The sequence below is a fragment of the Dyella psychrodurans genome (assembly GCF_003363265.1).
Classification (GTDB): Bacteria; Pseudomonadota; Gammaproteobacteria; order Xanthomonadales; family Rhodanobacteraceae; genus Dyella_B; species Dyella_B psychrodurans.
In genome coordinates this window covers 785,150-810,995 of record NZ_QRBF01000001.1, presented here as the reverse complement: position 1 = coordinate 810,995, position 25,846 = coordinate 785,150, and the positions used below count along the sequence as shown (strand labels likewise).

The window sequence follows — 25,846 nt, the reverse complement described above, 5'->3', positions numbered from 1 at the left end:
CTCTCTACCCGGGTTTTTTTCAATGCAGACGGTAACTTCCCCCGATCTTCCTCACGGGGTGCGTCAAGTCGAGGTCGGTCCGGAGCGGGACGGCCAGCGCATCGACAACGCGCTGATGACCCTGCTCAAGGGGGTGCCAAAGAGCATGATTTACCGGCTGTTGCGCACCGGACAGGTGCGTGTGAACGGCAAGCGCGCCAAGCCGGATACCCGTCTCAGCCAGGGCGATATGCTGCGCATCCCGCCTGTGAGGGTGGCTGAACGGCCTGCCGAGCAGGGCGCTTCCCAGGGGGCCATCGCGGCGGCTGCCGAGGCGGTGATCTTCGAGGACAAGCACTTCCTGGTCATCGACAAGCCCTCCGGCATGGCCAGTCACGGCGGGAGCGGGGTCAGCCACGGGGCGATCGAGCTGCTGAGGCAGGCCCGCCCCAAAGAACACCTGGAACTGGTTCATCGCCTGGACCGCGACACCAGCGGCGTGCTCGTCTTCGCCCGTACGCGCGCCGGCTTGACGGGACTTCAGGCGGCCATCCGCGCGGGCGAGGTGACGAAGCAGTACCTGTGCCTGATGGTGGGTCACCCGTCCAAGGCCCGTTTTGACGTGAACGCGCCCTTGCAGAAGTCCATTCTCCAGGGTGGCGAGCGCATGGTCCGGGTATCGGAAGGTGGCAAGCCCTCGCTCACCTTCTTCCGGGAGATGGAACAGTACCCGGGTGCGCGACTCATGCAGGCCACGCTGGGCACGGGCCGCACGCACCAGATCCGCGTGCATGCCGCCCACATCGGCCATCCGCTTGCCGGCGATACCAAGTACGGCGATCGTGAGGCCAACAAGCGGTTTCGAGACCTAGGCCTCAGCCGCCTTTTCTTGCACGCTTCGCACATGTCGTTCGAGTTGGACGGGCGCGCCTACGGATTCTCGGCCCCGCTGCCCGGGGACCTCAAAAGTTTCCTCGATGCGCTTGCGGCGACTAGAGGAAGAAGCGGCCGCTGACTTCGAGCGAACGCATCCAGCCGCCGCTCAAGCTCGCCTCGACCAGCAGGGCGCACACCGCGTGCGCCACGCCAATGGGCAGCACGCTATGTGAACGCCGGAAGCACCACACCCACCAGAGTTCAGCCGCGAAGCACACTTGCATCACCAGCCCGTTGGGTGTGTGGAACAGTCCAAATAGCGTGGCGACGGCCAGCATGGCCCATCCAGGTCTCGGCATAACCTGCTCGAAGCGTCGCAGAAGCACTACCAGCATCAACCACTGCTGCAGCCAGGCCCAGCCGAAATACGTGACCACGTGTCCGAGCAGCAATGCATGAGGCGTATGGCCGAAAAGAACGATCAACAGCAGCGCAACCGGCACCGGCGCCAAGGGCCATAGCCACGCATGTCGGGTTTCAGGCCAGCGCCAGAGGCGCGGCAGATGGTGGCGCTCGACGACCAACGCGAAGAGGAGCCCGCCGGCGAACGCCGTCACCCCCAAGGGAGTTGGATACAAGCCCCAATGCAGGCCTGCCACCAACCAAAGCGGCCCAAGCAGGCAACCGACGATGTCGAGCCAGGGCCGCAGCCGGCCTTTGACCGGTTTCAGCACCAGCCATGTCAGCGCCACGAGATAAAGGACGCAGGCAAGCCATGCCAGCGCGCGATACGAATGGTCGGGTACGGGCTGTGGCGTGGCGCCGAAAGGCACGATCAATGCCGCTGGCCAACGCTGACGCAATTGATCGCGCCACTTAAGCATCGTTTCGGCACGGATGCCGTCAGGCAGGCGGAACAGGGGCATCGCCCAGTTTTGAGCGGGGGTTACGGCGCGCTCCAGTTCACCCCCGGTCGCGTGCGCCGGCAGATCGATGCTGGTGTCTTGGAGAGGCGGCAATGCCTGAGTCGTTGCCAAGGAAGCCGAACTCACGCGCAGCGTGGCGTCGCGGGGAATCTGCACGCGCAGCCGTAACAACTGCGCAATGCCGGGTGCCGGACAACGGCCATCGTCTGCCGCGTGCCACACAAGATCGCGCAAATCGATACGCAGGGCTCGGGTGTCCGGCGTCAGCGGACTGGCCGCGAGCGCCAGGCATGCAGGCGAGTTGTCAGGGCCTTGCCAAACAAGTCCGAGCGTACCGGGAGCGCTGCTTTGCAACTCCAATTGAAGAACTGGCCAATGCGCCAGGTCCAGCGACCACGCAATCGGCAAGCCGAGTTCAAACGGCGTGCCATCGACGCTGGCGATGCGCAGCGCATCGTCATCGCTCACCACTTTGGCGTTTCCGAAAGCGCGGCTTGCGATCAGATCGCGCGGTTTGCGCAAGCGCCATTCCCAAAGCGGTTCGTGGTTTTCGACACGGGCCAGTTGCGACTGCGCCTGATCGAGCAAATGTGCGCCAGTGATCCGCGCCGCCAGCCAACCCAGCGCAACGTAAATGACGACCGCAGCCAACAGATATCCTGCATAGGCCCACGTTGCGCGAGGGTGCCTTGTTTCGTTCAACGGGCGAGCAGGGCGTCGGCGCGCGCGGCGCAGATGAAATCGTTCAGCGACAGGCCGCCCACATCGTGCGTGGACCAGCGCAGCTTGCAATGGCCGTAGCCTGCCTCGATATCGGGATGATGGTCTTCTTGATTGGCCATGAAGCCGACGGCGTTGATAAAGCCAAGCGTGTGATGGAAGTTTTCGAAACGATAGTCCTTCACCAGCGCGTCGCCTTGCTCCGCGAGTTTCCAGCCATGCACCAGCGGCAGCAGCGCGGAGATGGCCGCTTCGTCCAGCGCGTGTTCCTTGCCCTTGCGGGGCTGGCAGTGTTGGGCGGAAAGCGGAGGGGTGGTCATGGCGATCTCCAGGGTTCAAACACTAAAGCGCCGAAACTGTACGCGAAAAAACGCCAGCCGGGCATTTTCGGATGAAACAGGACTAAAATGGTGCGGTATGGCCCGTCCATGGCGGGCGCCGATGGTAGTTCCGGAGCAGGCATGATCGAGATTTCCGAACGCGCGCAGCAGCACTTCCTGCGCCTTCTTTCCCAGCAGGGCATCGAAGGGGCGGGCATTCGCCTGCGCGTCACCTCACCCGGCACACCCGCGGCCGACTGCGAACTCGAGTTCTGCGAGCCGCAGGAGCTTACCGGCAACGAATGGACGATCGAATGCAAGGGCTTCGACTTCCATATCGAAGGCGATAGCGCACCATGGCTGGAAGGCGCCAACATCGACTTCGAACCCAATCAGACGGGCGGGCAGTTGAATATCCGCGCCCCGAAGATCAAGGGCGAACTGCCGGGCATGGAAGCCGGACTGGTCGAGCGGGTTCGCTATGTGCTCGACGCCGAAGTGAATCCGCGCATCGCCGCGCACGGCGGACGTGTGAGCTTGCTTGAGATCGACGCCAACGGCGTAGTGTTGCTGCAATTCGGCGGCGGTTGCCACGGTTGCGGCATGGTGGATGTCACGCTCAAGCACGGCGTGGAAAAAACCTTGCGCGAGCGCGTGCCGGAAATTACCGAAGTGCGCGACGCGACGGATCACTCGGGCGGCAACAATCCGTACTATCGCAAGAAGGAAGGGCAATCCGCGATGGGTTGATCCGGCACGGATACCAAAAAGCCCGCAACGTGAGTTGCGGGCTTTTCTGCGTATGTCGCTTGGTTAGGCTCAGTCGCCCTGGACATGGCCTTTCAGCGTATCCATCTTGGTCGGCATCGAGGAGAAATAGGCAGCGATATCCTGGATGTCCTGATCGGAAAGCGTACCTGCAAAACCCTTCATGATCGGATTGTTGCGGCGGCCGTCCTTGTATTCGTGCAGCGCCTCCTGGATGTACTCGTTGTACTGACCGGCAAGGCGGGGATATTGCGGATCAACCGCATTGCCGTCGGCACCGTGGCAGGCGACACAGGCAGCGGCCTTGGTCTTGCCGTTTTCGCTATTGCCGCTGGCCAGCAGCGGGGCCGAAGCAAACGCAAGGGCAATACCGAACGAAAGCAGCGTAAGCGCACGTTTCATGCAGGTGGAATCCTCAGCTGATTACTTCGCAGCGATGCTGGAAAGATAGGCGGCGATGTCCTCGATCTCCTGGTCGGAGAGGCTTTGCGCCTGGGCCATCATCGTCGGATGAGTACGATCGCCTGATTTGTATTCGTGCAACGCGGCGATGATGTACTGCGCGTTCTGACCGGCGATCTTCGGCACCGGATACTGCGGATACGCGTTGTTGGTGCCAGGGACGCCGTGGCAGCCATTGCAGGTATAGACGAGAGTGCGGCCACTGGCTTTGTCGCCAGTGGCATGGGCGGAGCCCGAGAAAAGCACAGCGGTAGCAGCAGCCAGGCCAAACAATTGCAATCGAGTCATCAAGAGGATCCCCACGGTTCCAGCGGACGCATGCAACGTATTCGCCCGAGTATAGAGGTTGCTCGGGAGACGTCACAATGGGCGGGGAAGGGGTGGGGGGAGCGACAAAAAGCCGCTCCCCATAACGAGTCCGGATTCCGTGATCCGATTCGCTCCAGCGTCAGAACAGGCTCTTGAGGATGTGGATGCCGGCGGCGTATTCGCCGACGATGGTGCCGAGACTGACGAGGAAAAAGTTGAGCAGCGTGCGCGCGACGCGGTTGGTCCACCAGCCGCTCCAGTGCACGATGTCGTCGCGCAGGCTTTCGAAATCCGCCACGCGCGGACGCCGCACCCACGCCTCGACCATCGCGCTGATCCCGCCGGAAGGAATGCCAGGACGAAACGGTTTGATCGGCGCCGCTATGAAAGCGGCCAGAACGCTTAGCGGATGCGCGCGCGCAATCAGCGCACCGAGCACCGAGAAACCGCCGGTGAACAGCACCCAGTCGCGCAGTGCCTGCGCGCCCAGCGCGGCGTTGCGATGGAAGGCGTAGCCGATCGCGACGAACACCAGCAGCACCAGGCCGATCGCCAGCCACTTCGGCCATTGCGCCTTGGGTGGCGTTTGCGAGAGCTCGGACGCGGTTGCGGCGGGATTCGTCTGCTGCGTGCGCAAGTTCTCGCACATGCCTTTGAGATGTCCGGCACCGATCACGACGAGCACTTTGCGTGGTTCGGTGGTAGCCGACTTGGCGGCTTCTTCGCGCAGGCGCGCCGCCATGAAAGCATCGCGCTCGGCGATCAGGCTGCGAAAGAGCGGTTCCGATTCGTTGGCGAATTCGCTGAACGCGCTCTCGAGCATGTCGCCCTGCTTGAGCTTCTCGATTTCCTTCTCGTCGATCGTTTCGCGCTCGAACACGCTGGCGAGCAGTCCGCCGAGCAGGCCGAAGCGCTGCCAGAAACCGACGCTGTGCCAGGCGCGCTTGAGCGTGGTGCCCACTTCGCGATCGACCAGCCACACGGGAACATGCCGTTCGTCGGCACCGTCCATCGCGGCCTTCATCTCGGCGCCGGGCTGGATGCCATATTGATCGGCCAATCGCTTCTGGAAGGTGGAGAGCACCAGGCTCGCCGCGACCATGCCGGCCTTGCCCTGGCGAATCACCCGGAACAGATCCATCTGCTTGAACGCTTCCGGATCGCGCATGCCCTGCGCGCGGCTTTCGCACAGTTCCACCGCCACGGCGTCAAACGATTCGCTCGCCAGCAACGTTTGCACGGCCTCGACACTGCTGCGCGATACGTGCGCGGTACCCAGTGCCACGTATTCCACGCCATCGCGTTGCACGCGTTCAATCGGCTGGTCGTGCAGATCCATCGGGGCGAGAAAATCGGTTTCGGTAACGCTCATGCCATGGATGCAGGGAGGGGGAGGACGATGCCCAGCATGGGGACTTGGTGCGAACAGTGCAAGCTGGAGCGTGAACAGGGACTAGCCGCGAGTCCCAGGTGTCGATCAATCTCGAAAACGGCGCAAAAGATCGCCATAAGCGTCGATACGGCGATCGCGCAGGAACGGCCATATGCGCCGCACATGCTCGCTGCGCGCCATGTCGATCTCGACCACCAGCAACTGGCGTCCGTCAGTGCCCGCCTGACCCAGGAACTCGCCTTGCGGACCCGCCACAAAGCTGCTGCCCCAGAATTGAATGCCGGCGCCCACGCCCGAGGGATCGGCCTCGAAGCCGGTACGGTTGCAGGAGAGCAAAGGCACGCCGTTCGCCACCGCATGGCCGCGCTGCACGGTGATCCATGCGTCGCGCTGGCGATCCTTCTCGGCCTGTCCGTCGTTCGGATCCCAGCCGATGGCGGTGGGATAGAGCAGCAGTTCCGCGCCCGCCAGCGCCATCAGTCGCGCCGCCTCGGGATACCACTGGTCCCAGCACACCAGCACGCCCAGGCGGCCTACCGACGTGTCGATGGGATCGAAACCCAGGTCACCGGGCGTGAAATAGAATTTCTCGTAGAACGCCGGATCGTCGGGGATATGCATCTTTCGATACTTGCCGGCGATGTTGGTGGAGCGATCGAACACGACCGCGGTGTTGTGATACAGACCCGCCGCGCGCTTCTCGAACAAGGAGGCGACCACCACCAGTTTCATCTCTTCGGCGAGCTTGCCGATGCGCGCCGTGCTGTGGCCGGGAATGCTCTCGGCGAGGTCGAACTCGTTCACCGACTCGTGCTGGCAGAAATACGGCCCGTTGTGCAGCTCCTGCAGCAGCACCAGTTCGGCGCCCGCCGCGGCCGCTTCGCGCAAACCGGTCTCGATGGCATCGAGATTCGCATCGCGGCTACCGCGGTGGGTTTCCTGCAGCAGGGCAACTTTAAGAAGCTTGCGGGTCATGGGCATGTCCTGACGACGACTACAAAACCGTACCATTCTAATGGACGGGTTTTGAACGGATGGTTAGATGAGGCCGGCCGGAAGCTGCATGGTGATGCAGTGCAGGCTGCCGTTCTGCCAGATCAGCGGACGGCATGGCACCTGCACCACCGTACGCCCCGGATGTGCCTCGCCGATGACACGAGCGGCATGGTCATCCACCGCATCGCCATATGCCGGAACCAGCACCGCGCCGTTCACGATCAGATAGTTCGCATAGGACGCCGCGAGGCGACGACCTTCGTCGATGACCGGTTCTGCCCAGGGCAGCGGATGCAGCGTGTACGGCTTGCCATCCACGGTGCGCAGCGCGGCCAGTTCGTCGCCCATGCGCTGCAGTTCGTCATGGTGCACGTCTGCCGCGTCGCTGCAGGCCTGGAAGACGATGCGATCGCCGGGCGCAAAACGCGCCAGCGTATCGATATGCGCGTCGGTGTCGTCGCCTTCGAGGTAGCCGTAGTCGAGCCACAGCACGCGTTCGGCATGCAGACTGTCGCGCAGGATCGCGCTCATCTCCTCGCGCGATTGTTCGGGATGACGCTGTACCAGGCATCGCCAGGTGGTAAGGATCGTGCCGTGGCCGTCGCTCTCGATGCCGCCGCCTTCGAGCGCCCAATCGATGCGCTTGTGCACCGCCGAGCCGAACACGCCCGCGTCGACCAATCCACGAATCAAGGCATCGTCTTGCTCCGCACCGAACTTGCCGCCCCAGCCTGTGAAGCGGAAATCGGTGAGCTGGAAACGGTTGCCATCACGCAAGGTGATCGGGCCGGAATCGCGCAGCCATGTGTCGTCATAGGGCAGTTGCACGAAACGAATCCGCGCGAGATCGGCGCCGGCATCCTGCAGCTTCGAAACAACGTGTTGCTGAAGCGCTCCGTCGGCCACGACGATGATCAGCGCCTGAAAGCGCGTGACCGCCGCTGCGAGCGCCACGTAGGTGGACTCCACCGCATCGAGCCGTTCGGCCCAGTCGGTGCCGGCATGCGGCCAGGCAATCAGGACGGCGGCCTGCGGCTCCCATTCGGCCGGCAGGCGCAAGTTGGAATCGGTCATGGGGACGGCACTCGCGCATAGGAAAGCGCCCGGAACATGGCCGGGCGCGGCAAGTGCACAAGTTTACAGGCTCTGACGAATCAGTTCACCGCGCCAGGATTCTGATTGTTGCCCGCCGGCGTATTGAGCACCGAGTGAATCACCCGGCTGTTTTCGAAATAGACGATGAAGTTGGAATACTCCCAACGATTGATCGTCGGATGCTTGGCCGAATCGCCACCGCGCGGGGAAAGCTTGTGCAGGGGCTGGCCGTATTGCTTCTCCACCTGGGCCATGGACAAGCCCCGCGCAGGCAGATTCATGCTTTTCTCTTCCTGCACGCGCTGGGTCAGCGTTTGCTGGGCGTGGGCCGTCTGCGCTACGACAAGGCCTGCGCCGATGACGATGGCCGCCAGCAAGGGCAGGTTGGTACGGTGCTTGAACATGGGTCCCCTCTCCGCGTGAAGCGTTGCCGCGTCGTTGTAGCAGAACTGTTTGCGCCATGCCATGAGCAAAATAGGCAGATGTGACGCAGAGACGCTCTGATCCATTCGGCGTAGGCGCCCCCGACCGCTATCATGCACCGTTGCGGGCGCTGGCCGCCCCCTTTTTTGTTGAGTATTCATGATCGCGTTTCGCCATTTCGCCCTGCGCCGCGGCAGCCGGCTGCTGCTTTCCGATATCGACCTGGTGATCCAGTCCGGCTGGCGCCTGGGCGTGGTCGGCCGCAACGGCTGCGGCAAGTCGAGCCTGTTCGCCGCCCTGCAGGGGCAGCTGGAGGCCGACAGCGGCGAGCTGGATATGCCCGCCAAGCTACGGCTGGCCTCCGTGGCTCAGGAAACGCCCGCACTGCCGGATCCGGCCATCGAATACGTGATGGGCGGCGACGTGGAACTGTCCATGGCGCTGCGCGACGAGCTCGATGCCCAGGCGCGCGGCGATACCGAGGCGATGGCGCGCGCGCATCACCGTATCGAAGAACTGCACGGTTACGACGCGAGGGCTCGTGCCGGACGGCTGCTCCATGGGCTGGGCTTCAGTTCCGACACTCACGAGCGGGCCGTGCGCGAATTTTCCGGTGGCTGGCGCGTGCGGTTGAACCTGGCGCGTGCGCTGATGGCGCCATCGGAATTGCTGCTGCTCGACGAGCCCACCAACCACCTCGATCTCGACGCCGTGCTATGGCTGGAAGAATGGCTGCGCCGCTATCAGGGCACGCTGCTTGTGATTTCGCACGACCGCGAATTCCTCGACGGCGTCATCACTCATACGCTGCACCTCAACGAGGGCAGGGCGAAGCTCTACGCCGGCAACTACAGCGCGTTCGAACAGCAGCGTGCCGAACAATTGCGCCTGCAGCAGATCGCCCACGAACGCGAGCAGTTTGAGCGCGCGCATCTGCAATCCTTCATTGACCGTTTCAAGGCCAAGGCCAGCAAGGCCAAGCAGGCGCAGTCGCGCATGAAGCGGCTGGAAAAGATGGCGGGTACCGAAGCGGTGCGCGCGGAACGTCCGTTCCGATTCCAGTTCGCCGTGCCCGACCGTCTGCCCGATTCCATGCTGCAGCTTGAAGATGTCGCGGCAGGTTATCCCGGCGAGGCCGGACAGCCGCCCGCCACGATTCTTCACAACGTCCGCTTTCGTCTGGAAGCAGGCGAACGCATCGGCCTGCTCGGTCCCAACGGCGCGGGCAAATCCACGTTGGTAAAAACCTTGGTGGGCGAGCTTGCACCACTCGGCGGCGAGCGCAAGGCGCACAAGGATCTGAAGATCGGTTACTTCGCACAACACACGGTGGAAAGCCTGCAGGAAGGCGCCAGTCCGTTCGATCATCTGCAAGACAAGGCACCTGGCGTTGCCGCGCAGGTGCTGCGCGATTTTCTCGGTGGTTGGAATTTTGCGGGCGATCGCGCGTTCGAATCGGTCGATGGCTTTTCCGGCGGCGAACGCGCGCGCCTCGCGCTTGCGCTCATCGCGTGGGACAAACCCAACCTGCTGCTGCTCGACGAACCGACCAACCATCTCGACCTGGACATGCGCGAGGCCTTGGCCGATGCACTCGCCGATTTCGACGGCGCGCTGGTGCTGGTCTCGCATGATCGTCATTTGCTCGGCATGGTCTGCGACAGCTTCTGGCGTGTTGCCGATGGCAAGGCCGAATCGTTCGATGGCGACCTGGACGACTACGCACGCTGGCTGCGCGCGCGCGGCAATGCGCCGAAGAAGAATGCGGAATCCGTGGTTGCGCCGATCGAATCGGCGGCAGATCGACGCCGCGCGGCGGCTGCGCAGCGCGAAAACGAAAAAGCCACGCGTCAGCGCGTGAAAAAGATCGAAACGCGCATGGCGATCATCGATCAGGATCTGACCGCCATCGAGCAGAAGCTTGCCGATCCGGAAACCTACAACGGTTCCACGGCGGAACTGATGAAACTCGGCCAGCGCCAGACCGAATTGCGCAAGGAAAAGGAAACGTTGGAAGCGGAGTGGCTGGAACTCTACGAGTTGCTCGAAGCCTGATCCCATGACGGATACTTCTTTTCACGCCGTCGAGTGCTGGTTGCCCAACCTGGAGCGCTTCGAGCCGGCGCATCCCTTGCGCAGGTTGCTGGCCAAGGCCGATCGCCTGGATAACGGCGCGCAAGGTTATCTGAATGGCCTCGCCGCGTATTTTCAATGTGGTGACGGCATGCCCGCGGCGGCACTGACGCGCGACCATCTCGCGGGTGATGCCGCGGAGGCGCCCGCATGGCTCAGTGCCGATCCGGCCTGGGTGCAGCCCGATCTCAGCGGCGCGCGACTGCTGGCATGCGGTCAAATGCAGCTGAGCATGGATGAAGCTCGATCGCTTGCCGAGCCGTTGAAGCCGATATTTGCCGATGCCGGCATGAGCCTGGAAGTTTCGTCGCCGGATCGCTGGCACGTTCGTCTTCCATCGCAAAACGAACTACCGGAGTTCGCGGCGCCGGAGCAGGCGCTGGGGGAGGATCTGTACAACCACCTTCCTCACGGACCGGAAGGGCGGCGCTGGCGCGTGTTATTCAACGAAGTGCAGGTCATGCTGCACCAGCATCCGGCCAACGCGCAACGCCGCGCGCGCGGGTTACCGCCGGTCAACAGCGTGTGGCTGTGGGGTGGCGGAGCGTTGCCTTCGCACGTGTCGACTACGCTCAAAGGTGTCATCGGCGAAGACTTGCTTCTGCTCGCGCTGGCGCAGCATGCAGGCATAACGACGCAGCATCGCAGTGAATCATCGATGACGGCGGCCAAGGTCGGCTGGCTGATCGACTTGCAGGATCAAAACGTCGACGACATTGCGAAAGCCTGGGTGCCTTCGCTGCAGGCGTTGTCAAAGCGCGAAGCGTTAGTGCTCGCGTTTGCCAGCGGCGAACGATGGCTGCATCGACCATGGCACCGCATGCGCTTCTGGCGACGAAACGCCTCATGAGTCGCGTCAAACTGGAACGGCGCCCTTTGCTGGGCGAACCCACCGGCTGGAGTGATGCGGTACCGATCATTTTGCAGCGCATCTACGCGGCGCGCGGCGTGTTCGGGCCCGAACAGGCCGAGCATCGCCTGACGCGCCTGCTGTCGCCGCAGCAGCTCGGCGGTATGTCCGAGGTGGTGGCGCTGCTTGCGCAGGCGATCCACGACGACGCGTCGATCATCATCGCCGGCGATTACGACTGCGACGGCGCGACAGGTACTGCCGTCGCCGTTCGCGGGTTGCGCATGCTGGGTGCGCGTCGCGTGGATTACGTCGTGCCGAACCGCTTTGTGCATGGTTACGGCCTCACGCCTGAACTTGTTGCTTCGCTGCCGACGCATGCGCAACTCGTCGTCACCGTGGACAACGGCATTGCGAGTCTGGCAGGTGTCGCGGCGGCGCAGGCGCGAGGCATTCGCGTGATCGTGACCGACCATCACTTGCCCGGTGAGCGCCTGCCTGCCGCCGACGCCATCGTCAATCCCAACGTGCATGGCGATGACTTTCCCAGCAAGTCGCTGGCTGGTGTGGGCGTGATGTTCTACGTGCTGCTCGCCTTGCGTGCGCACTTGAGAGAGCTGGGCCGTTTCGCCGCGAACGCGGAGCCGGACCTGTCCACGCTGCTGGATCTGGTGGCGCTCGGCACCGTCGCCGACCTGGTGCCGCTGGATTTCAACAACCGCGTGCTGGTCGAAGCGGGGATGAAGCGCATACGCAGCCATCGCGCCTGTGCAGGCATCACCGCGTTGATCGAAGCCAGCCAGCGTAGCGTTTCGACTTTATGCACCAGCGACCTGGGTTATGCCGTCGGGCCGCGTTTGAATGCTGCCGGCCGCCTGGAAGACATGCGGCTTGGCGTGGAGAGTTTGCTTACCGACGATCCAGTGCAGGCGCGCCGTTACGCCGAGTTGTTGAGTTCGATCAATCAGGAGCGTCGCGATCTGCAAGCGGCGATGGTGGCCGAAGCCGAAGCGATGGTGGCCAGCGCTGCCGGCATCGACACGCAGTCCGTCGGCGTGACCTTGTTCGAACCGAGCTGGCACGCTGGCGTGGTGGGTCTGGTTGCATCCAAGTTGAAAGAGCGTCTGCATCGTCCAGTGATCGCCTTCGCTCCCGCAGGGGAGGATGCGCCCGAGCTATTGCGTGGTTCGGCGCGTTCTATTTCCGGATTCCATATCCGCGATGCGCTGGCGGCCGTCGATGCGCGTCATCCCGGCCTGATCGAACGCTTCGGTGGCCACGCGATGGCCGCTGGACTCAGTCTCCGCGCTCAGGACTATTCGCGTTTTGCCGCAGCGTTCGATGCCGTGGCCCGCGAATGGTTGAACGAAGAGCAGCTACAGGCCGTGCTCTATACGGATGGCGAGCTGCCCGCCGGCATGTTCACCCTGGATATGGCACGCATGCTGCGTTTCGCAGGCCCCTGGGGGCAGGCGTTCCCCGAGCCTTTGTTCGACAATCGCTTCGAATGCTTCAACTGGCGCCAGATGGGCGAACGTCATCTGCGCTTGAGTTTGCGCGACCCACGCGACGATGCGCTCTACGATGCCGTGATGTTCAACGCCTACGACGGCCAGCCGCCACCGACCATGCTGCGCGCGGCCTACGAGCTGACCATCAATGACTGGCAGGGTCGGGAATCGCCGCGTTTGCTGCTACGGCATATCGAGCCTGCCTAGCCGCGAATCCTCGACGCACTTTCGTTCGTTCACACTCCGGCGCTTGTGCGCCGGCGCAAATAGCGCTTGGATAGTAGGGGAGCGAGCATGAAGGAGCGCAGCCATGATCGAGCAGATCCCCAGCCTTCCCGCCGGCATACTCGGTTTTCGGATGAGCGGCCTCGTCACCGCCAACGACTATGAAAGCGTGATGGTTCCCGATATCGAGGCAGCCTTCGCGCTCAACCGCAAGCTGCGCCTGTTGATCCATATCGGCGACGACTTCACCGGCTTCGCGCCGGGCGCGATGTGGGACGACGTCAAGCTCGGTTTTCGCCACATCTCCGGTTGGGAGCGCACCGGACTGGTCACCGATGTGGGTTGGGTGCGCGTGATGTCCAGCATGTTCGGTTTCGCCATGCCTACCCAGTTCCGGCTGTTCACGAATGACGAACTCGATGACGCACTGCACTGGGTTGCACAGATTTAATCAGGGCATCCAAGGGACGCATAGAGCGGCGTCCATGTCGCGCACGGTTTGAGTTAACGACTGCGTAGCGTTATTTGATGAAGCTGTATTGCAGCGAACCCTGGATGCGCGTGTCATCGTTGTAGCGGGTGTCCTGCTCCAACAGTCGGCCATGCAGCACTTCAAGGCCCACGGTAAGCATGGGCGCCGGCGTCCAGATCAGATTGGCGGCGCCATAGTTGGTATCGTGATAGTCGTTGGGCGCCAGCCAGGGCGAGTGCTGGATGCGCGCAACGCCGTAGACCAGATTGCTGCGCCAGTTGCTGCTCCAGTAGTGCGTATAGGCGGCATAGGCACCCCAACCCGTGAGTGTGTACAGCTTGCCATCGGGACCGACCACGGCATCGAGGCCGAGCCCCCCGGTATCGGCGATGTAGCGTGCAATGCCTTTGCCCCAGTTGCTGCCGAACATCAGCAGGTCGCTGTAGGCGGCGAACGTTCCCACCTTGAACGAACCGGTCAATGACGCGCCGCCTGCGATCACACGCCTGCTTTGTTCGCCGTCGGTATAACCCAGCTGTCGCACTACGCCGCCCAACTGCAGATGACCCCAGTTGTGCTCGGTGCGGACCGCGACGATGACGTCGGGTGCGTGTTGCGTGCCATGCAGGTTGTTGACGACGATATCGGGTGCGACCTGCGGGTACACACTGACTTCCGATGAAGGCTGTTCGGCGGCAAGGGTCAGGCTGCTTGTTTCACCCAGGCGGAAAAATTGGTGGATGCCCGCCTGTCGCGGCGCAATCGCACCGCCGGGGCCGGCGAAGTCCAACGTGTCGGGCAGGGCGTCGGTGTCCGTATACGCCGACCAGCCAAAACCCGCATAGGTATTGCCGAGCTGACCGTAGGCCTGGCGCAACCTGAATCCGTAGCTGCCGTTGCCACCGCCATAGAGGTCGGTTTCGACGTAAAAGCGCATGCTTTCATCGAAAACCGCTGGGCGCCGTATATCCAGGCTGAAACGGGTCTGGCGCGCCTGCATGTTGAAGTTGCCGTTGTTGTCGTGCGGCGCCGGAACGGGGATCGCCGAGGTGGCGAAGAAATCCGGCGTGCCGATGCTGTGGATGTCGTAGATCGTGTCGAGCTTGGCGTAGCCGTCCAGCTTTATGACTGTTTCGGTGCCGGGAATCTGCACGAATCCTTTGAGACCGGGGTCGGTGGGCGGTGCCTCGTTGTCGATGCGCGAGGCCGAATCCGCGTTTTCCGAAACGCTTTGCTGGGCGGGCAGCGGCGTGTGTGCCGCCTCCCCAAGTTGAATGACATCCACTTGGTTACCCGGCACCTGGGTCAGCGCGGCGGCAGGTGTCGCCGTCGCGGGTGGCGCTGATGTGTAAGTTGCCGATGGCGGTGTGGCCGCTTGTGCTGGTTTCGCCTGTTCGGCTTTCAGTTCCTTTACTTCCGCCTGCAGCTCTTTCACGGTGGCCTGCAGGTCGTCCACTTCCTTTTGCAGCTTGTGGGTATCGTCCTGCGCGAACGCTGGCGAGAGGGCGATCAACATCAGCAAACCGGTCATGCCTTTTAGCCGTTCCATCGTTCGCTCCTTATTCGAATGAGCGGAAGATCCGAAAGACGAATCGTCAGACGATGCAAAGTGCGATATGGCGCGATGACTTGCGTTGTCCCCGAAGGCCCTTGGACAGGGCATCAGCCTGGAGCAGGCCGTTTGGGAGAAGTATGAGCAACATGGACGATAAGCCCGTGTGAAGGGGTTCCGCCGGGTGGTTGTATCGGGCGTGTTACAGCTTGCGCGCCGCTACGCCTTGTGATGTAGTCGTGGCCATGAACGCTTTCGTCGTCCGCCACATCGCCTTTACCGCCGCCATTCTGCCGGCGAACGCGGTCGTGGCTGCGAACGGCCTGAATAATAACGCCAATAACAATACCCGTAATCACGGGCGGGCCGGCGTGTAGACGAAGCAACCAACCTACACACGCAAAAGGGCCCGCCAAGTGCGGGCCCTTTTGTTTTTACGCTTCACCACCGAGCAAAGGGAAAACTGTCATGTGTGCCATTTTCGGAATGTTCGACCTGCAGCCCGGCGACGACCTCGCTGCATTACGCCTGTCGGCCCTGGAGCTGTCGCAGCGTCAGCGCCATCGCGGGCCGGACTGGAGCGGGGTGTTCGTGGACGCCGGGGTGATCCTGGTGCACGAGCGCCTGGCCATCGTCGACCCGGCCAGCGGCGCGCAGCCGCTGCGCTCGCGTGATGGAAAGCTGGCCTTGGCGGTGAACGGCGAGATCTACAACCACCGCGAGCTGCGCGCCAAGAGCGATTACGACTTCACGACCGGGTCGGATTGCGAAGTGATCAATGCGCTCTACCTGGAACACGGTGCCGATTTTCTCGGCAAGCTCAACGGCATTTTCGCGTTCGCCCTTTGGGATGGCGATGCGCAGCGCTATCTGATTGCACGCGATCCAATCGGTGTATGTCCTCTCTACTGGGGCCACGATTCGCACGGCAGGCTGTGCGTGGCCTCGGAAATGAAAGCCTTGGTAGGCGTGTGTGCCGATGTGGCACCGTTTCCGCCGGGACATGTCTACGACAGCACGACCGGCGCGTTGCAGCGTTACTACCATCGCCCGTGGCGCGATTACGCCGAGACGAAAGACAAATCGCCCACGCCGGCCAAGCTGCGGCAAGCTTTCGAACAGGCGGTGCATCGCCAGTTGATGACGGACGTGCCCTATGGCGTGCTGTTGTCAGGCGGACTGGATTCGTCGCTGGTTGCAGCGTGCGCCGCCCGCTACGCACGCGAACGCATCGAGGACGACGATCGCAGCGAAGCCTGGTGGCCGCGACTGCACTCCTTCGCGATCGGCCTGACGGGCTCGCCCGATCTGGCGGCAGCGAAAGTCGTGGCCGATGCCCTGGGCACGGTGCATCACGGATTCGTCTACACCTTCTGGGAAGGCCTGGATGCATTGCCGGAAGTGATCCGCCATATCGAGACCTACGACGTCACGACCATTCGCGCATCCACGCCGATGTATCTGCTCGCACGACGCATCAAGGCGATGGGCGTGAAGATGGTGCTGTCGGGCGAAGGCGCGGATGAAATTTTCGGCGGCTATCTCTACTTCCACAAAGCACCGTCCGCGGAAGCCTTCCATGAAGAAACCGTGCGCAAGATCGATGCGCTGCACAGTTACGACTGTCTGCGCGCCAACAAATCGATGATGGCCTGGGGCGTGGAAGCGCGCGTGCCGTTCCTCGATCTGGAATTCATGGAAGTGGCCATGGGCATGGATGCGGCGCGCAAGATGGCGGGCAAGGGACGCATCGAAAAAGCCGTGCTGCGCGAGGCGTTCCAGGGCGCGTTGCCCGAGTCGATCCTGTGGCGGCAGAAAGAACAGTTCAGCGATGGCGTCGGCTATGGCTGGATCGATGGACTGAAAGCCCACGCCGAGCAGGCGATCAGCGATCGTGAATTTGCGGCCGCCGCGTCGCGCTATCCGTTCAACACGCCGGCGACCAAAGAGGCCTATCTCTACCGCCGCATTTTCGAGAAGCACTTTCCGGGCGAAGCCTGCGCGGCGACGGTGCCGGGCGGCAAATCGATTGCGTGCTCGTCGCCCGCGGCACTCGCATGGGACCCGACATTTGCCAACATGGCCGATCCGTCAGGGCGTGCCGTGAAGGGCGTACACAGTCACGCGCTCGATACCTTGAGTTGAATGCCGCGCGACGGTTGAAGCGATGGCCGACTTCGACCGGGGCGGCCTCGCAGCGCTGGGACGCGGTTGAAAACCGCGATAGCGCCGGTCCCGGCCGGCGCTCCAGGGCGGAGCGCTAGGCGCATTCGCGCCCGGTTTGCTACGATAACCGTTTGATTCGCGCCCTAATGGCGCCGCCACATCAGGTTCAATCCGACATGATCGAAACCAATCCGATCCTCGCGCAGATCGCGGACCTCAAGGGCCGCATCGAATCGCTTAGGGGGTATCTTTGACTACGACACCAAGCGTGAACGTCTCGAAGAAGTAAGCCGCGAACTGGAAAGCCCCAACGTCTGGGACGATCCGCCGCGCGCGCAGGAACTGGGCCGCGAACGCGCCCGTCTCGACACCATCGTCAGCGGCATCGACCGCATTACCTCCGGTCTCGCCGACGCCGGCGAATTGCTGGAAATGGCCGCTGCCGACGGCGACGAGGCCACGGTGCAATCCGTGGTCACCGACGTCGGCCAGCTCGAAGGCCAGGTCGGCAAGCTGGAATTCCAGCGCATGTTCTCCGGCAAGATGGATTCGGCCAATGCCTTCGTCGATATCCAGGCCGGTGCCGGCGGCACCGAGGCGCAGGACTGGGCCGAAATGCTGCTGCGCATGTACCTGCGCTGGTGCGAGTGGCGCGGCTGGAAAACCGAATTGATGGAAGTGAGCGCGGGCGAAGTCGCCGGCATCAAATCCGCCACCTTCCGCGTGGAAGGCGATTACGCCTATGGCTGGCTGAAAACCGAAATCGGCGTGCATCGCCTGGTGCGCAAAAGCCCGTTCGATTCCGACAACCGACGCCACACCAGCTTCACCTCGGTGTTCGTCTCGCCCGAAGTCGACGACGACATCGACATCGAGATCAATCCGGCCGATTTGAAGACCGACGTGTATCGTTCGTCCGGCGCCGGCGGCCAGCACGTCAACAAGACCGAATCGGCCGTGCGTATCACGCACGTACCCAGCGGTGTCGTGGTGGCGTGCCAGACCGAGCGCAGCCAGCACGCCAACCGCGATCGCGCCATGAAGATGCTGGCCGCGAAGCTGTACGAGATCGAGATCCAGAAGCGTAACGCGGAAAAGAACGCGTTGGAGGCTTCCAAATCGGACATCGGCTGGGGCAGCCAGATTCGCAACTATGTGCTGGACCAGAGCCGCATCAAGGACCTGCGTACCGGCATCGAACGCACCGATACGCAGAAAGTGCTCGACGGCGATCTCGACGAATTCGTGGAAGCCAGCTTGAAATCCGGCCTGGACGCCGGCGCCAAGCGCCTCGATGCGTGATATACGAAAGTGCCTGATCACCGAATACGGAGTCACCGCATGAACGGCAGGAAGATCTCCGGAATACTGCTCGCCTGTGCGCTGTTGGCGGCCGGCACGACGAGTGCCTTCGGCCAAGGCTTCAAGCAGGATGCGAAGACGGTCGGACACGGCATCGGCAACGGTGCCCGCGACATTGGGCACGGCACCGCGCATGTCGCCAAGACCGTCGGACACGGGACGGCCCATGTGGCGAAGTCGATCGGGCATGGCGCGGCGGATGCGGGGCGCGGCATTGCGCATGGCACGCGTGAGGGTTGGGATGCGACCAAGCACGCGGTCAAGCAGGTGTTTCACAAAGGCGATTGACGGCCAGTCTTGTACCGCAAGAAAGCCGAGCCGCGTTGCCGGGTCATCAAACGATATATAAAGAAACATTCGACGCCCTGAGCGAGCGTCGGCACAAAACGGACCATCCATGACTGAATCCACCGACACCCCGATCGTCGACGAAAACAAGCTGATCGCCGAACGCCGCGAAAAACTGCGTGCGCTGCGAGAGAGCGGCATCGCGTTTCCGAACGACTTCAAGGTCGATGCATTCGCCGGCGATCTGCAATCGGAGTTTGCCGACAAGGAAACGCATACCGCCGAAGCCATCGAAGCCTTGGCGCGGCGAGTGAAAGTTGCAGGTCGCATCATGCTCAAGCGCGACCAGGGCAAGGTCGCGTTCGTACAGATGCAGGATTTCAGCGGGCGTATCCAGCTGTTCATCCATCAGGGTACGGTCGGCGAGGAAACCTACAAGGCCTTCAAGAGTTGGGATGCAGGCGACATCGTCGGCGCCGAAGGCGTGCTGATGCGCACGAAGACCGGCGAGCTGTCGGTCAAGGTGCATGTGCTTCGCCTCCTGACCAAGAGCCTGCGTCCGTTGCCCGACAAGTTCCATGGCCTGTCCGACGTCGAGCAGCGCTATCGCCAGCGCTATGTCGACCTGATCGTCACCGAAGAGGCGCGCCGTACCTTCGCGCTGCGCTCGAAGATCATCGGCTTCATGCGCCAGTGGCTGGAAGCCGAGCCGCGCCGCTTCATGGAAGTGGAAACGCCGATGATGCACATCATTCCCGGCGGTGCCACGGCGCGCCCGTTCATCACGCATCACAACGCGCTGGATATCGATCTGTTCCTGCGCGTGGCGCCGGAGCTGTATCTCAAGCGCCTCGTGGTGGGCGGTTTCGACCGCGTGTACGAGATCAATCGCAACTTCCGCAACGAGGGCGTGTCCACGCGGCACAACCCCGAGTTCACGATGCTGGAGCTGTACCAGGCCTATGCGACGTACCACGAGATCATGGACCTCACCGAGTCGGTGATTCGTGACACGGCGCAAAAGGTGTTGGGCACCACGAAGCTGACCTGGGAAGGCGCCGAGATCGACGTCGGCCCGGCGTTCCGTCGCTGGCGCATGGAAGACGCCGTGCTTGAGCTCAATCCCGAGATCAAGCGCGAGGAACTGCGCAATCGCGATGCCATGGCTGCGCACGCCAAGCGACTAGGCGCGCAGGTAAAGCCCGGTTACGGCTGGGGCAAGCTGCTGCTGGAAATCTTCGAGAAGACGGTGGAGCACACCCTGGTGCAACCCACCTTCATCATCGACCATCCGGTGGAAGTGTCGCCGCTCGCGCGCGAGAACGATGTCGACAAGGGCATCACCGATCGCTTCGAACTGTTCATCAACGGCAAGGAGCTCGCCAACGGCTTCTCCGAGTTGAACGATTCGGAAGACCAGGCGGCGCGTTTCCAGGCACAGGCCGACGCCAAGGATTCCGGCGACGACGAAGCCATGCACTTCGATGCGGACTATATCCGTGCGTTGGAAGTGGGTTTGCCGCCGACGGGTGGCCTGGGTGTTGGCATCGACCGATTGGTGATGCTGCTGACCAATTCGTCGTCGATTCGCGATGTGTTGCTGTTTCCGTATATGCGGCCCGAAGCTTGAGTCAAACAAGCACCTATATGGCCGTCATTGACCAGCTTCGCTGTTGAAAAGCACTTCGGCGCAGGCCGGAATCCAGTGACGAGAGAACATGTCAGTCATCGCACAATCATGGCTTTCCGACACTGGATTCCGGCCTGCGCCGAAGTGCTTTTCAACAGCGAAGCTGGTCAATGACGAGAGGGTAGTGACGCGAATGGGCTAGAAATCCAGCTCTTGCGAAGCGCACAAATAATCAATCATCGGCGCGATCCGTTTGTAGCTTGCCACCATATAAGGCAGCAGCTCCGACGAGCAGGCGAGCGACTCTTCAAAGTTTTCACCCGCAGCAAAATCCTTTCGCTTCAGATCCTCGATCAGCTCATGCTCCGGATCGAAACCACGCGGCGGCCGCGTCAACGATTCGCCCCAGAACGTGAAGTGATCACTGAAAGTCTTGCTTTGCGTGGCACGCTTCCACGCCGCCGGATTGTCGGCAATAAAGGCACGAAGCCGCTTCAAGGCATCCGCTTCCGGATGCCACATGCCACCGCCGATAAAGCAGTCGCCTGGCTGAATGTGCAGGTAGAACGATGGCGCGGGAATTTCATGGCGCCGCTCATGGAAGAAACGAGCGCTTGCCCAAGGCTTGTACGGTTCCTTGTCGCCCGAGAAGCGCGTGTCGCGATAAATGCGAAACAAAGAACCGCCGTTCTTGCGCGGATCGGCGCGAAAGTGTCCGCTGATCTTGGCCAGCGGCGCCTGCAGATCGGTAATCAATGCCAGAAACGGATCGCGCACGTCTTTTTCGTAATCGGCCTTGTGCGCAAGGAACCATTCGCGATGGTTGTTGCGGCTCAGTGCGCGAAGAAACTTGAAGGTGGCTGGCGTGAAATAAGCGCGTGGCATGGTGTCGGAGTTCCGAGGGTCAGGCTGTGATGCCGGCTTCGATGGCAAGTTGCTCGCCCCAGGCTTGCAACTGATCAAGTATTGCGGATTTTTCGGCGTCTGCCGAGTTACTGCGCAAGACGGACAATTGGGCGAAGTAATCGGAAAGCGTCAGCAACGTCAGAGCGGTCGGTCGGGTGAGTCGATGGAGCCGGAAGGTTTCCCAACGTTCTCGTTCTTCCGTACTCAGCGTCTCGGGCCAGTTCCGCGCGCGGTAGCGGAACAGCAGTTCCGGATAGCGTGCGTCGCGAAAATCGAAGGCGCGCCGTCCAAGCTGATCTGGCGGGGTGGTGCGTACGTCGCGCAGCAGTCGCTTGTCGGAGTCCGGCAGAAAGCCGCTGTACAAGGCCAATTCCGGATCTTCCGGTGGTGGCAAATCGCTGGCTTGCTGGAATACCTCGCGCAATTTGTCGCGCAATCCTGTCGCAGCACGCAGTTGCTCGGCATGCGCAAGACAGCGATCCAGATCCAGCTGAAGGCGCTGCATATCCGCGCCCTTGAGCACCGACAAAGGCGCCAGCGCCGGCGAGCGATTGGCGTGAACGGTACGCAAGGGAATGCGCGCAACGTCCTCGGGCAGATCGGCGCGTGCCGTGAACATGCGATCGGCAATGTCGCCGGCATCGAGCGCCAGAAGATCCGCCGGATCCTGCGCGAGGTCGTACACGATGATTTCGCCGGCCCGATTCGGATGCACGGCCAGCGGAATGATCACCGCCAGGCAATGACGGCTCGCGGGATAGCGCGAAGAGACATGCACCAGCGGCGTCATGTTGGTCACGTCGAGCAATTCGAACACGCGCTGTTTGCGCCTCAGCCCGTAATGCCAGTCCCACAGGCGCGGCTGGCGCACCCGAATCAGGCGGGCCAGGTCGATCAGCGCATGCACGTCCGACAAGGCATCGTGCGCACGCTCCTGTTGCAGATGATTGGCGCTGGCCAGATGTTCCAGCTTGAAGCTGGGCATGCCGTCGTCGCGCGTCGGCCACACGATGACTTCGGGGCGCAGCGCCGCGCACATGCGCACCAGGTCGATCAGGTCCCAGCGTGAATTGCCGTTTTCCCATTCGCGCGCATACGGCTCATAGAAGTTGCGGTAGAGCAGCTGGCGCGTAAATTCGTCGTCGAAGCGCAAGGAGTTGTAGCCCACGCTGCAGGTGCCCGGGGCGGCCAGTTGCTCGTGCACGCGGGCCGCAAAATCGGCTTCGCTGACACCATCCCGTTCGGCCTGTTGCGGGGTGATCCCGGTGATCAGGCAGGACTCCGGCGACGGGGGCATGTCGCGCGGGGGCTTGGCGAAGAACATCACCGGCTCGTCGACGATTTCCAGCTCCATGTTGGTGCGGATGCCGGCGAACTGGATCGGTCGGTCGCGGCGGGAGTCGGTACCGAAGGTTTCGTAGTCGTGCCAGAGAAGGGTCTGCATCACCGGATCATCGCATGATGTGCTGGTAGACTGGTCGGACGGAGGGCGCATGAGCCAAGTCAACGAAGACAATCTCATCTGGATCGACCTCGAAATGACGGGTCTGGATACCGACAACGATTCGGTCCTCGAAATAGCCACCATCGTCACCGACAAGGACCTCACCATTCTGGCCGAGGGGCCTGTCTTCGCCATCCGCCACGACGCGGAACGGCTGGAGACCATGGACACCTGGAACCGCAACCAGCACCGTCGTTCGGGTTTGTGGGACCAGGTGATCAACTCCACCGTGGACCACGCCGCAGCGGAACGGGCCACGCTGGAATTCCTCAAGCCCTGGGTGGTTCCCAGCAAATCGCCCATGTGCGGCAACTCCATCTGCCAGGACCGTCGCTTCCTGCATCGGCAGATGCCGCAGCTGGAGCGGTTTTTCCACTACCGCAACCTCGACGTGTCCACGCTCAAGGAGCTGGCGCGGCGTTGGGCCCCTATGATCGGTCGCGGTTTCAACAAGGAGTCGGCGCATACCGCGTTGTCGGATATTCGTGACTCCATCGACGAATTGCGCTATTACCGCCGCTATATGGGGCCGCTGGGCGGCGCGGAGTAAGCAGCATGTCGACGGATCTGTTCGCTACCGTGCTCGATTGCAACGGCCGTCCGTTGACGCTGGATCGTCCGCGCGTCGTCGGCATCGTCAACGTCACGCCCGATTCGTTTTCCGACGGCGGCCAGTTCGCGAATGTCGATGCCGCCGTGGCGCATGGGCTGCGCCTGGTGGAAGAAGGCGCGGACATGCTCGATATCGGCGGCGAATCCACGCGGCCGGGCGCCGAGGATGTTTCCGCCGAAGAAGAACTGCGCCGTGTGTTGCCGGTCATCGAGCAACTGGTTGCGCGCACGTCGCTTCCCGTCGCCGTGGATACGTCGAAGCCGGAAGTGATGCGCGCGGCGGTGGCTGCCGGCGCGGGCATGATCAACGACGTCTATGCGCTGCGCCGCGAAGGCGCGATGGATGCGGCAGCGGAACTGCGCGTGCCGATCTGCCTGATGCACATGCAGGGCGAACCGCGCGGCATGCAGGATGCGCCGCACTACGACGATGTGGTCGGCGAAGTGCATCGTTTTCTCACCGATCGCCTGTTCGCGTGCGAACTGGCGGGCATCGACCGGCGCAAGGTGATGGTCGACCCCGGTTTCGGCTTCGGCAAGGACCTGGAACACAACCTCGCGCTTTTGCGACGCGTGGAACGCTTCGCCGATCTTGGCAGTGGCGTCTATGTCGGGCTCTCGCGCAAATCGATGATCGGCACGATCACCGGGCACACGCATCCCGCCGATCGCGCCGCCGGTTCGGTGGCAGCCGCGCTAATCGCGGTTCAGCGTGGCGCGCGCATGGTGCGCGCCCATGATGTCGCCGCCACCGTGGACGCCTTGAAGGTGTGGCATGTCGTGCAATCGGGCGACAAGCCGGAACGACGCGATACGCCCAAGGTCCCCCGCTGGCCCGACGACGATTAAGCGCTCTTTCTCCTCTCCCTGCTTGCAGGGAGAGGTCGGGAGGGGGTAAAGCTGTCCAGGCTTTTCGGCAAGAATGATCGACCCCACCCCAACCCTCCCCGTAAACAGGGCAGGGAGCAGGAAAACAGTTTTGAAGCAGGATGTTCGATGAATCAACGCAAATACTTTGGTACCGATGGCATCCGCGGCCGGGTGGGGCAGTGGCCGATCAGCGCGGATTTCATGCTGCGTCTCGGACGCGCATTGGGCGTGGTATTGCGTCAGCAGAAGAAGTCGCCGGGCCGTCCGTTGGTGCTGATCGGCAAGGACACGCGCGTTTCCGGCTACATGTTCGAATCGGCGCTGGAAGCAGGCCTGGCTGCGGCGGGCGCTGACGTTCGCCTGTTCGGTCCGATGCCCACGCCTGCCGTCGCCTATCTCACGCGCAGCCTGCGCGCGGATGCAGGCATCGTGATCAGCGCATCGCACAACCCGCATTGCGACAACGGCATCAAGTTCTTCTCTGCGGACGGCGAAAAACTCTCCGATGACATCGAACTGGCCATCGAGCGCGAAACCGATGCCGAGTTCACCACCGTCGATTCGGAAAACCTCGGCAAGGTGGTGCGCGTCACCGATGCGGTGACCCGCTACGCCGAATTCTGCAAATCCACCGTGCCTGAAGATTTCAGCCTCGCAGGCATGAAAATCGTGCTGGACTGCGCGCACGGCGCCACCTATCAGGCGGCTCCCAAGGTGTTCGCCGAGCTCGGCGCGGAAATGCACGTCATCGGCGATCGCCCGGACGGCTTCAACATCAATCACAACATCGGCTCGATGCATCCGCAGGCGCTGCAGCGTGCCGTGTTGGAGCACAAGGCCGACATCGGTTTCGCCTTCGACGGCGATGGCGATCGCTTGCAGATGGTCGATCGCAACGGCGAGCTGGGTGACGGCGACGATATTCTCTACGTGCTGGCCCGCAGCTGGCATGCGCGTGGCGTGCTCAAAGGGCCCGTCGTCGGCACGTCGATGAGCAACTTCGGCTTGCAGAAGGCGCTGGGCGACCAGGGGATCGAGCTGATTCGCGCCAACGTGGGCGACCGCTTCGTTCTCCAGAAACTGAAAGAGCACGATGGGGTGTTGGGCGGAGAAACCTCCGGACACGTGCTTTGCCTCGATCGCGCGACCACGGGCGATGGCATCGTTGCTGCGCTGGCGGTGCTCGAAGCCCTGAAGCTCGCAGGCCAGGATCTGGCCACCGCACGCCAGGGCTTGCACAAGATGCCGCAGGTGATGATCAACGTACGCGCCAACGGCGCACGCGAGGCGCTCGACAGCGACGCGGTGCGCAAGGCGCTGGCCGACACCGAGCAGGCGCTGCATGGCCGAGGTCGCGTGGTGCTGCGCGCCTCGGGCACCGAACCGGTGGTGCGCGTCACCGTGGAGGCTGCCGATGCGGCCGAAGTCAAAGCGTTGGCCCAGCGACTCGCAGACGTCGTAAAATCCACAGCCGAACGCTCGTGAACCAGCGGAGCCG

Annotated in this window: 25 protein-coding genes; 14 read left to right on the top strand and 11 right to left on the bottom strand. The window is 62.6% G+C overall.

Annotated elements, in window-relative coordinates:
* Positions 1-22 precede the first annotated feature (22 nt).
* Positions 23-994, top strand: a complete 972-nt coding sequence (locus DWU99_RS03770) for an RluA family pseudouridine synthase (protein ID WP_115476651.1) — start codon at positions 23-25, stop codon at positions 992-994.
* Here DWU99_RS03770 and DWU99_RS03765 read toward each other — a convergent pair.
* Positions 972-2,432: a CPBP family intramembrane glutamic endopeptidase gene (locus tag DWU99_RS03765; protein WP_115476650.1), complete on the bottom strand. Its 1,461-nt coding sequence runs from the start codon at positions 2,430-2,432 to the stop codon at positions 972-974. The two genes, DWU99_RS03770 and DWU99_RS03765, sit on opposite strands and share 23 nt — an antisense overlap.
* 47 nt (positions 2,433-2,479) lie before the next feature.
* On the bottom strand, positions 2,480-2,821 hold the full coding sequence (locus DWU99_RS03760) for a 4a-hydroxytetrahydrobiopterin dehydratase (protein ID WP_115476649.1): 342 nt from the start codon (positions 2,819-2,821) through the stop codon (positions 2,480-2,482).
* A 141-nt stretch (positions 2,822-2,962) separates the two neighbouring features.
* Between DWU99_RS03760 and DWU99_RS03755 the strand changes: the two genes are divergently transcribed.
* Positions 2,963-3,571 carry an NfuA family Fe-S biogenesis protein gene (locus DWU99_RS03755; RefSeq protein ID WP_115476648.1) on the top strand — a complete coding sequence of 203 codons (609 nt, stop codon included), beginning with the start codon at positions 2,963-2,965 and terminating at the stop codon, positions 3,569-3,571.
* Between the two features lie 69 nt (positions 3,572-3,640).
* Here DWU99_RS03755 and DWU99_RS03750 read toward each other — a convergent pair whose 3' ends face one another.
* The 6 genes from DWU99_RS03750 to DWU99_RS03725 form a co-directional block, all read right to left on the bottom strand.
* Positions 3,641-3,991, bottom strand: a complete 351-nt coding sequence (locus DWU99_RS03750; protein ID WP_115476647.1) for a c-type cytochrome — start codon at positions 3,989-3,991, stop codon at positions 3,641-3,643.
* Between the two features lie 21 nt (positions 3,992-4,012).
* Entirely contained in the window at positions 4,013-4,339 is a 327-nt protein-coding gene (locus DWU99_RS03745; protein WP_115476646.1) for a c-type cytochrome, read from the bottom strand.
* 160 nt (positions 4,340-4,499) lie between these two features.
* Positions 4,500-5,732, bottom strand: coding sequence for a TraB/GumN family protein (locus DWU99_RS03740; protein WP_115476645.1), 1,233 nt, complete (start codon positions 5,730-5,732; stop codon positions 4,500-4,502).
* A 105-nt stretch (positions 5,733-5,837) separates the two neighbouring features.
* Positions 5,838-6,728, bottom strand: coding sequence for a carbon-nitrogen hydrolase (locus DWU99_RS03735; RefSeq protein WP_115476644.1), 891 nt, complete (start codon positions 6,726-6,728; stop codon positions 5,838-5,840).
* 63 nt (positions 6,729-6,791) lie between these two features.
* Complete coding sequence (locus DWU99_RS03730; protein ID WP_115476643.1) at positions 6,792-7,823, bottom strand: agmatine deiminase family protein; 1,032 nt, start codon at positions 7,821-7,823, stop codon at positions 6,792-6,794.
* 80 nt (positions 7,824-7,903) lie between these two features.
* Positions 7,904-8,248 (bottom strand): hypothetical protein, encoded by a 345-nt coding sequence (locus DWU99_RS03725; protein WP_115477175.1) that lies wholly within the window; start codon positions 8,246-8,248, stop codon positions 7,904-7,906.
* Positions 8,249-8,426: 178 nt separating this feature from the next.
* Between DWU99_RS03725 and DWU99_RS03720 the strand changes: the two genes are divergently transcribed.
* From DWU99_RS03720 to DWU99_RS03705, 4 genes are all read left to right on the top strand, one after another.
* Positions 8,427-10,322, top strand: coding sequence for an ABC-F family ATP-binding cassette domain-containing protein (locus tag DWU99_RS03720; protein ID WP_115476642.1), 1,896 nt, complete (start codon positions 8,427-8,429; stop codon positions 10,320-10,322).
* A 4-nt stretch (positions 10,323-10,326) separates the two neighbouring features.
* Positions 10,327-11,250: a phosphoglycerate mutase gene (locus DWU99_RS03715; RefSeq protein ID WP_115476641.1), complete on the top strand. Its 924-nt coding sequence runs from the start codon at positions 10,327-10,329 to the stop codon at positions 11,248-11,250.
* A complete protein-coding gene (gene recJ, locus DWU99_RS03710; RefSeq protein ID WP_115477174.1) occupies positions 11,247-12,968 on the top strand; it encodes a single-stranded-DNA-specific exonuclease RecJ in 1,722 nt (573 codons plus the stop codon). The genes DWU99_RS03715 and recJ overlap by 4 nt, the downstream gene beginning before the upstream one ends.
* 103 nt (positions 12,969-13,071) lie before the next feature.
* A complete protein-coding gene (locus DWU99_RS03705; RefSeq protein ID WP_115476640.1) occupies positions 13,072-13,437 on the top strand; it encodes a SpoIIAA family protein in 366 nt (121 codons plus the stop codon).
* 70 nt (positions 13,438-13,507) lie between these two features.
* Here the strand turns inward: DWU99_RS03705 and DWU99_RS03700 are convergent, their stop codons facing one another.
* On the bottom strand, positions 13,508-15,007 hold the full coding sequence (locus tag DWU99_RS03700; protein WP_115476639.1) for a DcaP family trimeric outer membrane transporter: 1,500 nt from the start codon (positions 15,005-15,007) through the stop codon (positions 13,508-13,510).
* A gap of 248 nt (positions 15,008-15,255) precedes the next feature.
* Between DWU99_RS03700 and DWU99_RS21315 the strand changes: the two genes are divergently transcribed.
* The 5 genes from DWU99_RS21315 (at position 15,256) to lysS (ending at position 20,456) form a co-directional block, all read left to right on the top strand.
* Positions 15,256-15,387 (top strand): hypothetical protein, encoded by a 132-nt coding sequence (locus tag DWU99_RS21315; RefSeq protein ID WP_267897500.1) that lies wholly within the window; start codon positions 15,256-15,258, stop codon positions 15,385-15,387.
* A gap of 91 nt (positions 15,388-15,478) precedes the next feature.
* Positions 15,479-17,155, top strand: coding sequence for an asparagine synthase B (gene asnB, locus DWU99_RS03695; protein ID WP_115476638.1), 1,677 nt, complete (start codon positions 15,479-15,481; stop codon positions 17,153-17,155).
* A 197-nt stretch (positions 17,156-17,352) separates the two neighbouring features.
* Positions 17,353-18,478 (top strand): peptide chain release factor 2 gene (prfB, locus tag DWU99_RS03690; protein WP_115477173.1). Its coding sequence is split into 2 segments (ribosomal slippage): positions 17,353-17,427 and positions 17,429-18,478, totalling 1,125 coding nucleotides; the frame shifts between segments, so codons are not numbered across the junction.
* Between the two features lie 39 nt (positions 18,479-18,517).
* Positions 18,518-18,826 carry a hypothetical protein gene (locus tag DWU99_RS03685; RefSeq protein ID WP_115476637.1) on the top strand — a complete coding sequence of 103 codons (309 nt, stop codon included), beginning with the start codon at positions 18,518-18,520 and terminating at the stop codon, positions 18,824-18,826.
* Between the two features lie 109 nt (positions 18,827-18,935).
* On the top strand, positions 18,936-20,456 hold the full coding sequence (lysS, locus tag DWU99_RS03680) for a lysine--tRNA ligase (RefSeq protein ID WP_115476636.1): 1,521 nt from the start codon (positions 18,936-18,938) through the stop codon (positions 20,454-20,456).
* A 198-nt stretch (positions 20,457-20,654) separates the two neighbouring features.
* Here the strand turns inward: lysS and DWU99_RS03675 are convergent, their stop codons facing one another.
* Entirely contained in the window at positions 20,655-21,341 is a 687-nt protein-coding gene (locus tag DWU99_RS03675; protein WP_115476635.1) for a DUF2461 domain-containing protein, read from the bottom strand.
* A gap of 19 nt (positions 21,342-21,360) precedes the next feature.
* Positions 21,361-22,806 carry an exodeoxyribonuclease I gene (sbcB, locus tag DWU99_RS03670; protein ID WP_115476634.1) on the bottom strand — a complete coding sequence of 482 codons (1,446 nt, stop codon included), beginning with the start codon at positions 22,804-22,806 and terminating at the stop codon, positions 21,361-21,363.
* 49 nt (positions 22,807-22,855) lie between these two features.
* On the opposite strand from sbcB, the gene orn reads away from it, so the two are divergent.
* From orn to glmM, 3 genes are all read left to right on the top strand, one after another.
* Positions 22,856-23,416, top strand: a complete 561-nt coding sequence (gene orn / locus DWU99_RS03665) for an oligoribonuclease (protein ID WP_115476633.1) — start codon at positions 22,856-22,858, stop codon at positions 23,414-23,416.
* A gap of 5 nt (positions 23,417-23,421) precedes the next feature.
* Positions 23,422-24,327 (top strand): dihydropteroate synthase, encoded by a 906-nt coding sequence (folP, locus tag DWU99_RS03660; protein WP_115476632.1) that lies wholly within the window; start codon positions 23,422-23,424, stop codon positions 24,325-24,327.
* A gap of 147 nt (positions 24,328-24,474) precedes the next feature.
* Positions 24,475-25,833, top strand: coding sequence for a phosphoglucosamine mutase (glmM, locus tag DWU99_RS03655; RefSeq protein WP_115476631.1), 1,359 nt, complete (start codon positions 24,475-24,477; stop codon positions 25,831-25,833).
* Positions 25,834-25,846: the final 13 nt, after the last annotated feature.